Source organism: Stenotrophomonas sp. YJH_SMC_101-4 (assembly GCF_059370395.1).
Window position 1 is genome coordinate 55,066 of the sequence record NZ_JCAFTP010000005.1, and the last position, 14,404, is coordinate 69,469.

Consider the following 14,404-nt stretch of genomic DNA (forward strand, 5'->3'; position numbering starts at 1 on the left):
AGAATCAGGGCATGACCCTCGCCCCCGCCGAACTGTCCGCCGCCCTCCAGCCCGTTGTCGACCGCGCCCTGACGCGCCTGGCCCAGGTCCTGCCCGAGCCCGTTCCTGCCGAGCTGCTGCCGCTGCTGACCCGGCTGGCGGTGACCAGTGACTTCGCGCTGGACACCCTCGTGCGGCAACCGGCGCTGCTGGCGCAGCTGGCCGCGCCCGGTTGCCCGCCGATCCCGGCGCCGGTGCTCGATCCGCTGCAGCCCAGCGACTGGCCGGCGCAGATACGGCGCTGGCGCACCGCCATGTCCACGCGGCTGATCTGGCGCGACCTGGCCGGCCTCGACGACGTGCCGCAGACCCTCGCCGGCGCCACCGCTTTGGCCGAAGACTGCCTGCGGCTGGCACTGGACGCCCTGCAGCAGGAATTCGCCCAACGCCACGGCGTGGTCCGCGATGGCGAAGGCACCCCACAGCAGCTGGTGGTGTTCGGCCTCGGCAAGCTCGGCGGTGGCGAGCTCAACTTCAGTTCCGATGTGGACCTGGTCTACGCCTACCCGCACGGCGGCGAATCCGACGGCGCGCGCGCGCTGGCCGCCGAAGAGTATTTCGCACGCCTCGGCCAGCGCCTGGCCAAGCTGCTGGACGAAACCACGGTCGACGGCTTCAGCCACCGCGTCGACCTGCGCCTGCGCCCGTTCGGCAGCGCCGGCCGCGTCGCGCTGTCGTTCGCGGCGATGGACCAGTATTTCCAGCGCGAAGGCCGCGACTGGGAACGTTATGCCTGGCTGAAGGCGCGCGCGGTGGCCGGCGACATCGCCGCCGGTGAAGCGTGGCTGCAGACCCTGCGCCCGTTCGTGTACCGCCGCTACCTGGATTTCACCGCACTGGACGGCCTGCGGGAGATGAAGGCAGCAATCACCGCCGAAGTCGCGCGCCGCGAACTGCACGACGACATCAAGCGTGGCGCCGGTGGCATCCGCGAAATCGAGTTCCTGTGCCAGGCGCTGCAGCTGATCCGCGGTGGTCGCGAACCGGCACTGCGCGAACGCCGCCTGCTGGTGGCGCTGGACGCGCTGGTCGCCGCCGGGCAGATCGCCCCCGAAGATGGCAGCGCGCTGCGCGAGGCCTACCTGTTCCTGCGCCGGCTGGAAAACCGCCTGCAGATGCTGCGCGATACACAGACCCACGTGCTGCCCAGCGATGCGCTGGATCGCGAGCGCATCGCCGTCGGCCTCGGCTATCCGGACTGGGACGTGCTGTGCGCGGCGCTGGCCGTGCAGCAGGCACGGGTCAGTACCGAGTTCGCCGCGCTGCTGGCGCCGCGCAAGGGCCAGGCCGCGCCCGATGCACTGGCCAACTACTGGCGCAGCTTGCCCGACGGCAGCAACGCACCGCTGCTGGCCGAAGCCGGCTTCCTCGATGCCAACGGCGCTGACCAGTCGCTGCGCGATTTCGCTCAAAGCACCGGCGTGAAGTCGTTGTCCGACGCAGCGCGCGCACGCCTGGACCGTGTGCTGCCGGCGCTGCTGCATGCCGCCACGCGTTCACCGCAGCCGGATGCCGCGCTCAAGCGCGTGCTTGGCCTGCTGCAGGCGGTGCTGCGCCGGACCAGTTATCTCGCGCTGCTGGACGAACAACCGAGTGCATTGGCGCGCTTGGTCGATGTGCTGGCGCGCAGTGCGCTGCTGGCCGAACGCCTGGCGGCGTATCCGCTGCTGTTGGACGAACTGCTGGACGTGCGCGTGTCCGGGCCGATGCCCGATGCCGCCGGCATGCTGGCCGAGTGCCAGCAGGTGCTGGCGGTGGAAGATCCCGAATCTGCGCTGCGCTGGCTCAACGAGACGCGGCTGGCGCTCAGCTTCCGCATGGCGATGGCCACGCTGGACGGGCGCCAGGGGGCGGTGGACAGCACCCGGCAACTGGCCGAGCTGGCACAGGCGGTGGTGGTCACCGTGCTGGCAATGGCCGAGGCGGACATGCGCGCCGCACACGGCGAGATTCCCGGTGGCCGCTTCGCGGTCATCGGCTACGGCAGCCTGGGTGGCCTGGAACTGGGCTTCGGCTCCGATCTGGACCTGGTGTTCCTGCACGACAATCCGGCCGGCGTGGACGCCAGCGACGGCGCGCGTCCGCTGGAGCCGGGGCGCTGGTATGCGCGCCTGGCGCAGAAGGTGATGGCGCTGCTCGGTGCGGTCACTGCTGCGGGCCGCCTGTACGACATCGACGTGCGCCTGCGCCCGGACGGTGGCAAGGGTTCGCTGGTGTCTTCGTTGGCCAGCTACACCGAATACCAGCGCGAACGCGCATGGACCTGGGAACACCAGGCCTTGGTGCGCGCACGCGGCGTGGCCGGTGATGCCAGCCTGCTGGCCGACTTCGAACAGGTGCGTGCGCAGACGCTGGGACGTGAGCGCGATCCGGCCACGCTGTATGCCGATGTGCTGAAGATGCGTGGACGCATGCGCACCGAGCTGGACCGCAGCGATGCCGCGCGGCTGGACCTGAAGCAGGGTGCCGGTGGCGTAGTGGACCTGGAGTTCCTGCTGCAGACCGGCGTGCTGGCGCGCAGCGCGCAGCATGGGGCGCTGCTGCAACCACGCGATACGCCGTCGTTGATCGACGCGTTGGCGGTTGTCGGTTTCCTGCCGGAAGACACCGCAGAGGCGCTGCATGGCGCACATGCCACGTTGCTGGACGTAGGCCTGGCCTGCACGCTGGATCGACGTCCGCGACTGGCACCGACCACGCCCGCGATTGAAGAGGCGTGTGCCGCGATTACGGCAGCGTGCAGAGCCGCGGAGTTGCCGTTCGGGTGAGTGGGTGCACCCATTAGCGCAATTGCCCGGGGATGATCCGCTGTTGGTAGGTGCCGACCGTTGGTCGGCACAATCTGTCAGCGGTGATGAACTCTGATGGAGCGTGCCGACCAACGGTCGGTACCTACCAGAGCATGTGCGGTCAGCTGGTGGCGCGCAGCGGCGCCATCTTCCACAACAGCGCGCGGAACGGGGCCAGCAGGCACACGCCGATCGCCAGCTTCACCGCCAGGTCGCCGGCGGCCCAGCTCACCCACGGCAGGGCGGAGCCGGCAAACGCGATCGACCAGAAAATGGTGGTATCCACCGTCGCACTGCAGGTGGTGGCCACCATCGGCGCGCGCCACCAGCTGCCACGGCGCAGGCGGTCGAACACGGTGATGTCCAGCAGCTGCGCCACGATGAACGCCGAGCACGAGGCAATAGCAATGCGCGGCGTGGCCACCCAGATCGACAGCAGTACCGCCACCGCGAAACCGATCCACGCCACGCGGCGCGCCGGGCCCGGGCCGAAGCGGCGGTTGATCAGGTTGCTGACCAGGAACGCCACCGGATAGCTGAAGGCACCCCAGGTCAGCCAGTCATTGATCGGGTACTGCACCAGTACGTTGGACAGCAGCACCACTGCGCCCATCGCCAGCACCGCCAGCACCAGGGCGCGCGGGGTCAGCGGGGCAAACACAGGGGCAGGACGCACGGACATGGCGAGCCAGGGGGACAAAGGGGATCGCCCATTATCCGCCCGGCCCGCGGCAAAGCCAAAACCGGTCGTTCAGCTTTACAGCACCTCGCTCATCACGTCGCCGGCGGCGTAGGCGGTCGGCACATAGGCCAGCGCCTGGCCCTGCGCGCTCTTCACGGTCCAGCCGGCACCGGCGTCGGTCGGGTCGAAGCGCACCTGCTGGCCAACGACGAAGCCGGCGACCGGGTCATCGCCTGCAGCCGCCGGCCATTGCAGCGTTGCGGTCTGGTCGGCCTTGCCAGGTACCTGCAGGTGCACCTGGCGATCACCCGCTGGCGTGGTGGCGACCTGCTTCACCTCCATCGGCGGCAGCGGAACCGCCGGTGTGCGTGCGGCGACCTTGCCGTTGCGCTCGCTGGCCTTGAACGGGGCCTTGGACAGTTCGGCCAATCCCATCGACGTGGCCAACGGAATCGACAGCACGATCAGCGACGTGACCAGCACGCTGGTCTGGCCGCTGTTCAACTGTGGCGCGGCGCCGGCATGGACGGTGGGCACCACCAGCGCCGAAAGCAGCAGGGCAGTGGCGGGAACGCGCAGGCAACGGAACATGGAGACCTCCTGGTCAGGGTGGGGACGGCGGCTCAGCGCCGGGTATCGAAGATGTCGCGCGGGCCGGTGGCCTCGGGCAGGTATTCCAGCGGGCGGCCCTGGTTGTCCTTCAGCTGCCAGCCCTGGTCGTTGCCAGTGGGCTCGAAGTTCACGGTCTGGCCCACGGTGAACTGCACGGCCGGATCGCCGATGCCGCGCGGGTACTGCATCGACGCGGTGTTCTGCGGGTCGTTGGCATCACGCAGCAGCACTTCGCGGCGGCCGTCGACGGTGGTGGCGATGGCGCTCACCTGCATCTGCGGCAGCTTGATCTGCTGCGGGCGCGCCAGCGGCTGGCCAGCATCGGCGGCATCCTGGGCTTCCTTCGCCGCCGCCGCACGGGCCGAGTTCACCATCTGCGAGGACATCTCCAGGCTCGGCCCCTGCGGACCCGGGTCATGGATGATCACGATGCGGCGCTCTGCATGAGCGGCCGTGGACCAGGCCAGGCTCGCGACGATCAGCATCGGCATCAGGAAGGCAGGCAGGGTGCGCATGTCGTTCTCCTTGCTGGATTCAGGGCGTGGCGGCGGCAGCACCGGCCACCGGCACATGGGGGATCACCAGTTCCTGCTGCAGTTGGCTGCGCTGGTGCAGGAAGTCGAATACCGATTCCACCGTCACCACCGAATAGTTGCCGGAGATGCGTTCGCCGGCCGGATGGTCGGTGGTGGTGGCGTTGGCCACGAACAGGCGCGCACCCACGCGCTTGCCGAGGCCGATATGCAGCACGCTGGGCTGGTACTTCTGCTGGCGCAGCCACTGCTGGGCCTGTTCGCGCTTGACGATGGCCGGCGCGCCTTCGGCCTGCGCCATTGCCGCGGCCAGCACCTCCAGCACCCACTGGTTGGAGTTCTGGTAGTCGGTGGCGAACGGGTAGGCGACCACGTTGTACCTGGTCTCGTGCAGCGCCTTGGGCTGGATCGAGGGCGACACCAGCATCGCCTTCAACGCGGCACGCAGCGGCGCCGCCGGCACGCCGATGCGCAGGTCGGTATGGCCGCCGCTCTCGCCGACGAAGTTGCCCAGCCCTTCGTGGTACAGCTGCGAGCTGTCGGTCTTGCAGCGGTTGAGCAGGTGCATCGCGCGCCAGCGGCCATCGTCCTCGCGCAGCAGGAAGGCCAGGTGGCTGTGTCGCAGGCCATAGCGGCTCAGATCCTGGCCACCGCGTGCGGCGACCACCACGTCCACATCGGGCAGCGCATCCAGGCGCTCGGCGGTGGTCCAGGCCACGTCCAGCATCGCCGCCTGCGACGCCACGCTCGGGTAGCGCTCGCGGCACTCGGTGCTGTTGGCCCATGCCGGTGCGGTCGCCAGCAGGCTGGCGATCAGCAGGGCGGCGCGGGGCAGGCGGGAGAAACGATCCATGTCGATACCTTCAACGGCGGGCAGGCCCGCGCGCCGATCATACGCCGCTCAGCGCAGCGGGCGGTCCACGCCCTTGCGCTTGAGTTCCCTGTCGCAGGCATCGCTGATCGGCGCGATCGGCAGCGGCGGGCGCTCGCCAGTCTTCGGATCGCGCAAGGCCGGTTGTTCGCGATACGCGTCCAGCTGCTGCTGGCACTGGTAGGAAATCGGGTCCAGTTCGGTGGGCGCGGTGGAGCAGGCAGCGAGCAGGGTCAGGGGCAGCAGGAGCAGGGTGCGCATGAAGACGTTCAGCGTGATGGGGGAAGCTGGACTCTAACGGTGCGGGCGGATCGAAATGTTCAGAAATCGCTGCGCACCCGGCACCACCGTGATGCCGGGCGCCCAGGATTGCCGGCCAGCGGCCGGCACTACCCCAATGCCAGGCGCTGCTTCACTTCTGCCGCTACCCGAGCGGTCTCGCGCAGCGGCTCGATGCGGTCGTACTGCCAGTCCAGCCAGTGCGCCTGCAACCGCCCGCGCTCGCGCAGCTGCTGCTGGAAGCGCGCAAGCCGACCCTGCGCGGTATCGGCCAGCGCCACCATCACCGGCATGCGCGTGGCGCAGGCTTCAGACAGCAGGTTCACCGAATCGGGCGACACCACCACGCGGTTGGCCCAGCCGAGCAGGCCGCCATAGGGATTGGTGCCGTCGCCGCCGTCGCCCCAGATCACGTGCGGCAGGTCCGCGAAGGTCGCGCGCAGGATCTCGGCCAAGGCGGGCGGCGTGCGTCGCGAGGTGGTGGCCAGCAGGCTGCCGCCCTCGCTGTGGATCTGGTCGGCCAGCGCGCGGAACACACCGACCATCGACGTTTCATCCCACGGCGCCAGCGGCGTCGGTCCACCCACCAGCAGCGCGGTGCGCGGGCCGGGCAGGGTGCTGAAGCCGGCGAACGCGGCGCGGCCCCAGGCCAGCCAGTCATCGTCCACCGGGTTGAGGCTGCCGAGCAGGGTCAGCACGTTGCTGCCGCGCAGGGCGTCGTGTTCGGGCACCACCACCACATCCCAATGGCGAGCGTTGATGCGCGGGTCGAGGATCTGCACCACCTGGCTGCCACGGGCGCGCAGCACGCGCAGGGCGCCAGCGGCCTGGCGGCCACAACCGATCGCCAGCGCCGGGGCATCGGCAGCCAGCGTCGCGAAGGCCTCGCCGTAGCCATTCACATCGCCGGGCAGGCGACGCGGCGACAGCCAGCGCCAGGGCGCGCGGGGCTGCAGGACCAGCGGCCGATGGGTGCCCTGGCGCAGCGCCGAGGCCAGCGCAACCGCCTGGCGGACATTGCCTGCGCGGCCGTCCGTGACCGTCCAAGGCGCGCTCGATCGTTTCACCATTGGCATTAATTCGTTTCAGCCCTGCTGGGTGTTGCAACAGTCGCGACACTCTACACTGCGGCTCGTCGATTCGCCCCGCGCCGCCCGCGGGCACTGACTTCCTTTCGCCGCCCTGGAGATCCACCGATGTCCCACGCGCTCGACGCTGCTGCCCTCGATCAGCTGTTCCGTACTGCCCGTACCCAGAACGCCTTTCTCGACAAGCCGGTTCCTGAGAGCCTGTTGAAGGAACTGTACGACCTGGTGAAGTGGGGCCCGACCGCCGCCAACACCACGCCGGCCCGCTTCGTCTTCGTCACCTCGAAGGAAGCCAAGGACAAGCTGGCCCCGGCCCTGTCCGAAGGCAACCTGGCCAAGACCATGGCCGCCCCGGTCACCGTCATCATCGGCTTCGACCTGGACTTCCACGAGAAGCTGCCGTACCTGTTCCCGCACACCGATGCCAAGGCCTGGTTCGATGGCCCGCAGGAAGGCCGCCACGAAGCCGCCATCCGCAACGGCAGCCTGCAGGGCGCCTACCTGATCCTGGCCGCACGCGCGCTGGGCCTGGATGCCGGCCCGATGTCGGGCTTCGACCCGGCCAAGGTGGACGAAGCCTTCTTCGCCGGCACCTCCATCAAGTCGAATTTCCTGGTCAACCTGGGTTACGGTGACTCGGCGGGCTTGTTCCCGCGTCTGCCGCGCCTGTCGTTCGACGAAGCGGCGCGCATCGCGTAAGTCGTTGTATCGGTTTCGGGCCCGCCGTCCCGCGGCGGGCTCTTGCTGCACCGTGTACCCACCCTACGATCCGGAGAGTTCCTGAGATGAGCGCCACCCGTAAACTGCTGCTGCCGCTGGCCCTGACCCTGGCCATCGCCGCCTGCTCCAAGCCGGCCGACACCGCTGCCCCGGCCGCCGATGCCGCCGCCCCGGCCACCACCGAGCAGGCCGCCACCCCGGCTGCCGATGCCGCCGCCGCTGCGCCGGCCGCCGAAGCGATCAAGATCGCCTCGGGCACCTACAAGCTGGACCCGACCCACACCGACGTGCTGGCCCAGTGGAGCCACTTCGGCTTCTCCAACCCGAGCGCGCACTTCGGCAACGTTGAAGGCACCCTGGTGTACAACGCCGAAGACGTGACCAAGTCCACCGTGGAAGTGAAGCTGCCGCTGAGCGGCCTGAACAGCTTCACCGCCAAGTTCGACGAGCACCTGAAGAGCGCCGACTTCTTCGACGCCGCCAAGTTCGCCGATGCCACCTTCAAGAGCACCAAGGTGGAAGCGGCCGGCACCAACAAGCTGACCGTCACCGGCGACCTGACCATCAAGGGCATCACCAAGCCGGTCACCCTGGACGTCACCGTCAACGGCGGCGGCGAGCACCCGATGGCCAAGGTTCCGGCCGCCGGCTTCGATGCCACCACCACCCTGAAGCGCAGCGATTTCGGCGTCGGCGCGTATGCCCCGAACGTCAGCGATGAAGTGAAGATCCGCATCACCACCGAAGCCACCGGCGAAAAGCCGGCGGCTTGATGCCCCAACTCACTCGTCGTGAGAAGGCAGAAGGCCCGCTGAAAAGCGGGCCTTCTTTTTGCGAATGCGATCCGCGTCGATGGCGCCCGGAAACTCCGCACTGCGCGGAAAGCCGCTTTGGTAGAGTCGACTGTTAGTCGACTGCTCTCCGCGGGATGCCAAAACCCCGCGCTGCGCGCGCGAGTCGACTAACAGTCGACTCTACCGCTGGCCGGTTCCATCACGCGCTGGTCGGTTCCATCACATCGTGCGCGGCGCGCTCAGCGCAGCGCGCCCAACCATGCCACGCACGTTTCGCTCGGGCTCTGCTTGGCCTTCACCGTCATCCCGCTCACGCGCACGAAGGTCTGCGCTGCCTGCGCCACTACCTGGCGGGCGATCAACGCGGCCTGCTTGGTCGCGGCCTGCTGCTTGCGCAGCTGCACGATGTGCACCGACGGCCGGCCCACCGGTGCGTACTTCTGGTCGCGGCGCAGCACATCGGCCACCTGCGCCACTTCGAACTCGGCCTGCAGGTAGCGGTGCTGTGCTTCCACCAGCTCGCGCAGCGGCGTGCGCAGGGCTTTGGTGTCGGCGAAGGCGGCCAGCGCCGCATCGCAGGCGGCGTCATCGGCAAAGCGGGTACGCAGCGCGTCCACGCTGGCCAGGGTCAGTTTGGCCATGTGGGCCTCGTTGCTGCAGGAAAGGAGCGCGATTGTCGCATTGCTTGGCGGCTGATGCGTTGAACCGGGCGGCGGAATACCTGTAGAGCCGAGCCCACGCTCGGCTCATCGCGCGTAGCGCGAGGGTTCGCCGATCGCGGAACGAAGAGCAGCCGAGCATTGGCTCGGCTCTACAATGGCCCGCTGTATCACCCACGGAAGTGCGCGAAGGTCTGCTGTGCGGCATGGTGGAAGACACGCTGGTGGAACGGGCCGGTACCCTCGGCCTGGAACCGGAAGTGGTGCGCGAGGCGCTGACCATGCACGTGGATGAGCTGCTGCACACCCGTGGCGTGCTGCGGCTGGTGAAGGCGCAGATCAACGGCATGATGCCCGGCGTGTACTTCGGGCTGCTGCTGCCGGTGCTGATCATCGCCCTGCTGGTGGCGCTGGAAATATGGGCCGCGAAGCGGTTCGGGTGGACGCGGCAGGGGGCGCCCAGTGCTCTTGTAGAGCCGAGCCCACGCTCGGCTCATCGCGCGTAGCGCGAGGGTGAATCGAAAAGCAGCCGAGCGTGGGCTCGGCTCTACATGGTCAAGGGCGTGCGGACCAACGGTCCGCACCCACCCAGGAAGGTGCGTCAAAGGCGTGCGGACCAACGGTCCGCACCCACCAAGCAGGGTCCGCACCCACCGGCTGCCCGGTCAATCGCCGTCGGTTTCGTCCGGGTGGGCCTTCCAGTAGCCGGTCGAGCGGATCCAGTCGCGTGGCACGCCCAGGTGGCCTTCGATGAACTTGCGCATCATCCGCGCGCGGCGCGATTCGGTGGCGATCCAGTAGAAGACATCACCTTCCGGGGCCTCGAAGTCGGTCAGCATGTCTTCCAGCAGCGTGCTGCTGGCCGCCGGGAAGCCGTTGCGTTCCAGCCAGTGGATGCGCACGTTCTCGTACTGCGGCAGGTCCTGGCGCTCGGCTTCATCGCTCACTTCGATGAAGGCCTGCACCTCGGCATCCTCCGGCAGCACGTCCAGCCAGCGGGCGATGGCTGGCAACGCAGTCTCATCGCCGATCAGCACATAGGCGTCGTAGGTGTCGGCCACCACGAACGAACCGCGCGGGCCACCGATTACCAGCACGTCGCCCGGCTGCGCGCGCTCGGCCCACGGCCCGGCAATGCCCTGGTCGTGCAGCACGAAGTCGATGGCCAGCTCGCCGGTCTCGTGGTCCCACCAGCGCGGGGTGTAGTCGCGGGCGGGCGAGGGCTCCTTGCCGTCCGGGTAGCTGCGGCCTTCGGCGGTCAGCACCGGCAGCACCATCTCGCCCGCAGCGTTGGGGAAGAACAGCTTGATGTGGTCGTCGGCGCCGGGCGAATCGAAGCCGGCCAGCGCGTCGCCACCCAGCACGATGCGGCGCATGTGCGGGGTGACCTCTTCAGTGCGCAGCACGGTCAGTTCACGGAAGCGCACATCCAGGCGCAGGCGCGTGTTGTTATGTTCGGTCATGGGGTTACCTGTAAAGGTGTCGCGCGGGGGCGCGCGGCGTAGGGGAGACCTGGCTGGATTCAGTCTGGCTGGGTCGTTGAAAGCGGTGATGCCTCGCTACCGGCGGTACCGTTGAGCAGGGCAGACGCCCGCGTCAGCAGCGCCGCCACTTCGTCCGCCTCGCCCTCGGCCCAGCGGCCGTGGTGGTGCACCAGTGCCCGCTTGAACTCGCGCAGGGCGCAGGCCAGCGGCGGCGGCAGCGAGGCCTTGGTGATCTCGCGGGCGCGGTCGAAAGCACGTCGCTGCGCTAGGCGCACCTGGGTGCGCTGCACCTTCAGCTCGAACTCGCCGGCGGCGGTGATGCGGAAGATCCGCTTGCCATCCACTTCCTCGGCCTCGATCCAGCCGGCCTGCTCGAAGCTGGCCAGCAGCGGGTACATGGTGCCGGCGCTGGGCGTATAGGCCTGCATGAACTGGTTGCTGATCAGCTGCATCAGCTCGTAGCCATGGCGCGGCTGCTCGCCGATCAGGGCCAGCACCAGCAGGCGCAGGTCGCCGCGGCTGAGCACGCGCGGCTGACCGTTGCGACGGGGCACCGCCGAATCGGTGGAACGGGCTCTGGGAGAGGGGCTTCGGCTCATTTCGATATATCGGTAAACGAGTGTGCAAACGATATATCGATATGTCGAAAGCGACAACACCCGATCCGGCCACAAGCAGGTGCAATTTGGGCCACGGCCAGCCCCACCCACAGCAAAAGGGGCGCCCCTTGCGAGGCGCCCCGGCGATGCTGTGGAAGGGAGCAGGGCCACCGGGCCCATCACTCACGGACCACCTTGGGCCCACGGCCAGCGGCAATCCAGAGGCAGGTGCGACACGTTGTCGCCGGTTCAGTGCCGAAGCCCGAACGGCGCCCACCGTGGCCCCGGCGCTGCCCTACAACCGTCATCGGCAGCGGTAACACTGCGTCCTGCACATGGGCGCAGCGGCCCGCAAGCGACAGCCCGCGCAGCCGCCAAGGCCCGCCGCAGGGCCGTCAAGGGCGCTTGCAAGCCCCTTGCGGACACTGGCCGGTTGCATCCATACGCCTGCGTAGCCAAGTGACGAAAGCCCTTGGTGCGCTACACTTTGCGGTCTAGAAATCTATACAACAGTCGCGCGCGTGCGTGCGGTTATGGGAGCGCTAATGAACTGGTTGAACGAGGTGCTGAACAACGACCCGAATCCTGTGGAAACCCAGGAGTGGATCGAGTCGTTGAAGGCCGTTATTGATGTCGAGGGCTCCGAGCGCGCGCATCAGCTGCTGGAAGGCATGGTGGAACTGACCCGTCGTTCGGGCGCCTACCTGCCGTTCTCTCCCACCACCGAGTACGTCAACACCATCGAGCCGCAGCTCGAGGCCAAGAGCCCGGGCAATGCCGAGCTGGAATGGCGCATCCGTTCGATCATCCGCTGGAACGCGATGGCCACCGTGGTCCGCGCCAACCGCAAGCCGGGTGACCTGGGCGGCCACATCGCCTCGTTCGCCTCCGGCGCCACCCTGTACGACGTGGGCTTCAACCACTTCTGGCGCGCCCCGAGCGAGAACCACCCGGGCGACCTGCTGTTCATCCAGGGCCACAGCGCCCCGGGCATCTACGCGCGTTCCTTCCTGGAAGGCCGCATCAGCGAAGATCAGCTGGACAAGTTCCGCATGGAAGTGGACGGCGGCGGCCTGTCCTCGTACCCGCACCCGTGGCTGATGCCGGACTACTGGCAGACCCCTACCGTGTCGATGGGCCTGGGCCCGCTGGCCGCCATCTACCAGGCGCAGTTCATGCGCTACCTGGAAAACCGTGGCCTGATCGAGAAGTCCGACCGCAAGGTGTGGTGCTTCATCGGCGACGGCGAGAGCGACGAGCCGGAAACCCTGGGTGCCATCGCCCTGGCCGGCCGTGAAGGCCTGGACAACCTGATCTTCGTGGTGAACTGCAACCTGCAGCGCCTGGACGGTCCGGTGCGCGGCAACGGCAAGATCATCCAGGAACTGGAAGGCGTGTTCCGTGGCGGCGGCTGGAACGTGATCAAGCTGCTGTGGGGCGGTTACTGGGATGCCCTGCTGGCCAAGGACACCAATGGCGTCCTGAAGAAGCTGATGATGGAAACCGTCGACGGCGAATACCAGAACTGCAAGGCCTTCGGCGGCGCGTATACCCGCGAGCATTTCTTCGGCAAGTACCCGGAAACCGCCGCGATGGTGGCCGGCCTGAGCGACGACGACATCTGGCGCCTGAACCGTGGTGGCCACGACCCGCACAAGGTGTACGCCGCCTACCACCAGGCCGTGAACACCAAGGGCATGCCGACCGTCATCCTGGCCAAGACCGTGAAGGGTTACGGCATGGGCAGCGCCGGTGAAGCGCTGAACCCGACCCACCAGACCAAGAAGCTGGACGACGAAGCGGTGCGCCACTTCCGCGACCGCTTCAACATTCCGGTGACCGACGCGCAGCTGGCCGACGGCCAAGTGCCGTTCTACCACCCGGGCCCGGATTCGCCGGAAGTGCAGTACCTGCAGGAACGCCGTGCCGCGCTGGGCGGCTACCTGCCGCAGCGCCGCCGCAAGGCTGACAAAACCTTCGTGGCGCCGAAGCTGGAAGCCTACGACCGCCTGCTGAAGAGCAGCGGCGAGCGCAGCTACTCCACCACCATGGCGTTCGTGCAGAGCCTGAACATCACCCTGCGTGACAAGGAACTGGGCCCGCACATCGTGCCGATCGTGGCCGACGAAGCCCGTACCTTCGGTATGGAAGGCCTGTTCCGCCAGATCGGCATCTACGCGCCGTTCGGCCAGAAGTACAAGCCGGTCGACGCCGACCAGCTGATGTTCTACCGCGAAGACCAGAGCGGCCAGGTGCTGCAGCAGGGCATCAGCGAGCCGGGTGCGATCAGCTCGTGGATGGCCGCCGGTACCAGCTACTCGGTCAGCAACGTGCCGATGCTGCCGTTCTACATCTACTACTCGATGTTCGGCTTCCAGCGCGTGGGCGACATCGCCTGGCAGGCCGCCGACATGCGTACCCGCGGCTTCCTGCTGGGTGGCACCGCCGGCCGCACCACGCTGAACGGTGAAGGCCTGCAGCACGAGGATGGCTTCAGCCATCTGGTGGCCGGTGGCATCCCGAACGTGCGCAGCTACGACCCGACCTTCGGCTTCGAAGTGACGGTGATCCTGCAGCACGGCACCAAGCGCATGATGGAAGACCAGGTGGACGAGTATTACTACGTCACCCTGATGAACGAAAACTACACCCACCCGGAAATGCCGGAAGGTGCGGCCGAAGGCATCGTCAAGGGCATGTACCTGTTGACCGACGCCGGCAAGCCGAAGAAGGGCGAGCTGCGCGTGCAGCTGCTGGGTTCGGGCACCATCCTGCGCGAAGCCATTGCTGCCGCCGAGCTGCTGGACAAGGACTTCGGCGTGACTGCCGACATCTGGAGCTGCCCGAGCTTCAACGAACTGCGTCGCGATGGTTTCGACGTGGAACGTGCCAACCGCCTGCATCCGGAAGGTGAGCAGCGCAAGGCCTACGTGACCGAGCTGCTGGAAGGCCGCCAGGGCCCGGCGATTGCCGCCACCGATTACGTGCGTGCGTATGCGGATCAGATCCGTGCGTTCGTGCCGATGTCGTACACGGTGCTGGGTACCGATGGGTTTGGTCGTTCGGATACGCGTGCGAACCTGCGCCGGTTCTTTGAGGTTGACCGGTACTACATCGCGCATGCCGCGATTGCGGCGTTGGCGAAGGAAGGGAAGATGACCGCGAAGGATGTGGCCCGGGCGATCAAGCAGTACAAGATTGATCCGGAGAAGGCTAATCCTGTTGGGGTTTGATTAGGTAGTTATCTTTCATTAA

13 protein-coding genes and 1 pseudogene are annotated in these 14,404 nt (G+C 67.7%); 5 read left to right on the forward strand and 9 right to left on the reverse strand.

The window, feature by feature from the left end; all coding sequences use genetic code 11:
* Nucleotides 1-11: 11 nt before the first annotated feature.
* Entirely contained in the window at nt 12-2,807 is a 2,796-nt protein-coding gene (gene glnE / locus AC5P8D_RS16790; protein WP_495203508.1) for a bifunctional [glutamate--ammonia ligase]-adenylyl-L-tyrosine phosphorylase/[glutamate--ammonia-ligase] adenylyltransferase, read from the forward strand.
* Between the two features lie 142 nt (nt 2,808-2,949).
* Here glnE and AC5P8D_RS16795 read toward each other — a convergent pair whose 3' ends face one another.
* The 6 genes from AC5P8D_RS16795 to AC5P8D_RS16820 all read right to left on the reverse strand — a co-directional run bounded on the left by AC5P8D_RS16795 (nt 2,950) and on the right by AC5P8D_RS16820 (nt 6,875).
* Complete coding sequence (locus AC5P8D_RS16795; protein ID WP_010484198.1) at nt 2,950-3,510, reverse strand: queuosine precursor transporter; 561 nt, start codon at nt 3,508-3,510, stop codon at nt 2,950-2,952.
* 75 nt (nt 3,511-3,585) lie between these two features.
* Complete coding sequence (locus tag AC5P8D_RS16800; RefSeq protein ID WP_049412249.1) at nt 3,586-4,101, reverse strand: hypothetical protein; 516 nt, start codon at nt 4,099-4,101, stop codon at nt 3,586-3,588.
* Between the two features lie 32 nt (nt 4,102-4,133).
* Entirely contained in the window at nt 4,134-4,637 is a 504-nt protein-coding gene (locus AC5P8D_RS16805) for a hypothetical protein (protein WP_029379931.1), read from the reverse strand.
* Between the two features lie 19 nt (nt 4,638-4,656).
* Nucleotides 4,657-5,508, reverse strand: a complete 852-nt coding sequence (locus AC5P8D_RS16810; RefSeq protein ID WP_071306533.1) for a DUF2145 domain-containing protein — start codon at nt 5,506-5,508, stop codon at nt 4,657-4,659.
* A gap of 48 nt (nt 5,509-5,556) precedes the next feature.
* The gene (locus AC5P8D_RS16815; protein WP_010484194.1) at nt 5,557-5,787 is read right to left on the reverse strand and encodes a hypothetical protein; all 231 of its coding nucleotides are present in this window, start codon (nt 5,785-5,787) and stop codon (nt 5,557-5,559) included.
* A gap of 128 nt (nt 5,788-5,915) precedes the next feature.
* Nucleotides 5,916-6,875 (reverse strand): mitochondrial fission ELM1 family protein, encoded by a 960-nt coding sequence (locus tag AC5P8D_RS16820; protein ID WP_010484193.1) that lies wholly within the window; start codon nt 6,873-6,875, stop codon nt 5,916-5,918.
* Nucleotides 6,876-7,001: 126 nt separating this feature from the next.
* On the opposite strand from AC5P8D_RS16820, the gene AC5P8D_RS16825 reads away from it, so the two are divergent.
* Both AC5P8D_RS16825 and AC5P8D_RS16830 read left to right on the forward strand, forming a co-directional pair.
* Nucleotides 7,002-7,592 carry a malonic semialdehyde reductase gene (locus tag AC5P8D_RS16825; RefSeq protein ID WP_010484192.1) on the forward strand — a complete coding sequence of 197 codons (591 nt, stop codon included), beginning with the start codon at nt 7,002-7,004 and terminating at the stop codon, nt 7,590-7,592.
* Nucleotides 7,593-7,678: 86 nt separating this feature from the next.
* A complete protein-coding gene (locus AC5P8D_RS16830) occupies nt 7,679-8,386 on the forward strand; it encodes a YceI family protein (RefSeq protein WP_005407837.1) in 708 nt (235 codons plus the stop codon).
* A gap of 260 nt (nt 8,387-8,646) precedes the next feature.
* Here AC5P8D_RS16830 and AC5P8D_RS16835 read toward each other — a convergent pair whose 3' ends face one another.
* Nucleotides 8,647-9,048 (reverse strand): hypothetical protein, encoded by a 402-nt coding sequence (locus AC5P8D_RS16835; protein ID WP_159359705.1) that lies wholly within the window; start codon nt 9,046-9,048, stop codon nt 8,647-8,649.
* A gap of 197 nt (nt 9,049-9,245) precedes the next feature.
* Between AC5P8D_RS16835 and AC5P8D_RS16840 the strand changes: the two are divergent.
* Nucleotides 9,246-9,572: pseudogene (locus AC5P8D_RS16840) on the forward strand (hypothetical protein); the annotation flags it as partial.
* Between the two features lie 159 nt (nt 9,573-9,731).
* Here the strand turns inward: AC5P8D_RS16840 and AC5P8D_RS16845 are convergent.
* The gene (locus AC5P8D_RS16845) at nt 9,732-10,529 is read right to left on the reverse strand and encodes a siderophore-interacting protein (protein ID WP_049454464.1); all 798 of its coding nucleotides are present in this window, start codon (nt 10,527-10,529) and stop codon (nt 9,732-9,734) included.
* A gap of 59 nt (nt 10,530-10,588) precedes the next feature.
* Nucleotides 10,589-11,149 (reverse strand): PadR family transcriptional regulator, encoded by a 561-nt coding sequence (locus AC5P8D_RS16850; RefSeq protein ID WP_049437044.1) that lies wholly within the window; start codon nt 11,147-11,149, stop codon nt 10,589-10,591.
* Nucleotides 11,150-11,694: 545 nt separating this feature from the next.
* Here AC5P8D_RS16850 and aceE point away from each other — a divergent pair.
* Entirely contained in the window at nt 11,695-14,382 is a 2,688-nt protein-coding gene (gene aceE / locus AC5P8D_RS16855) for a pyruvate dehydrogenase (acetyl-transferring), homodimeric type (RefSeq protein WP_495203509.1), read from the forward strand.
* Nucleotides 14,383-14,404: the final 22 nt, after the last annotated feature.

Excerpts from the sequence above, each read along its gene's own strand:
- AC5P8D_RS16805 (WP_029379931.1), bottom strand. The coding sequence starts at position 4,637 with ATGCGCACCCTGCCTGCCTTCCTGATGCCGATGCTGATCGTCGCGAGC.
- glnE (WP_495203508.1), top strand. The coding sequence starts at position 12 with ATGACCCTCGCCCCCGCCGAACTGTCCGCCGCCCTCCAGCCCGTTGTC.
- AC5P8D_RS16800 (WP_049412249.1), bottom strand. The coding sequence starts at position 4,101 with ATGTTCCGTTGCCTGCGCGTTCCCGCCACTGCCCTGCTGCTTTCGGCG.
- AC5P8D_RS16835 (WP_159359705.1), bottom strand. The coding sequence starts at position 9,048 with ATGGCCAAACTGACCCTGGCCAGCGTGGACGCGCTGCGTACCCGCTTT.
- AC5P8D_RS16825 (WP_010484192.1), top strand. The coding sequence starts at position 7,002 with ATGTCCCACGCGCTCGACGCTGCTGCCCTCGATCAGCTGTTCCGTACT.
- AC5P8D_RS16850 (WP_049437044.1), bottom strand. The coding sequence starts at position 11,149 with ATGAGCCGAAGCCCCTCTCCCAGAGCCCGTTCCACCGATTCGGCGGTG.
- aceE (WP_495203509.1), top strand. The coding sequence starts at position 11,695 with ATGAACTGGTTGAACGAGGTGCTGAACAACGACCCGAATCCTGTGGAA.
- AC5P8D_RS16820 (WP_010484193.1), bottom strand. The coding sequence starts at position 6,875 with ATGGTGAAACGATCGAGCGCGCCTTGGACGGTCACGGACGGCCGCGCA.
- AC5P8D_RS16830 (WP_005407837.1), top strand. The coding sequence starts at position 7,679 with ATGAGCGCCACCCGTAAACTGCTGCTGCCGCTGGCCCTGACCCTGGCC.
- AC5P8D_RS16845 (WP_049454464.1), bottom strand. The coding sequence starts at position 10,529 with ATGACCGAACATAACAACACGCGCCTGCGCCTGGATGTGCGCTTCCGT.
- AC5P8D_RS16795 (WP_010484198.1), bottom strand. The coding sequence starts at position 3,510 with ATGTCCGTGCGTCCTGCCCCTGTGTTTGCCCCGCTGACCCCGCGCGCC.
- AC5P8D_RS16815 (WP_010484194.1), bottom strand. The coding sequence starts at position 5,787 with ATGCGCACCCTGCTCCTGCTGCCCCTGACCCTGCTCGCTGCCTGCTCC.
- AC5P8D_RS16810 (WP_071306533.1), bottom strand. The coding sequence starts at position 5,508 with ATGGATCGTTTCTCCCGCCTGCCCCGCGCCGCCCTGCTGATCGCCAGC.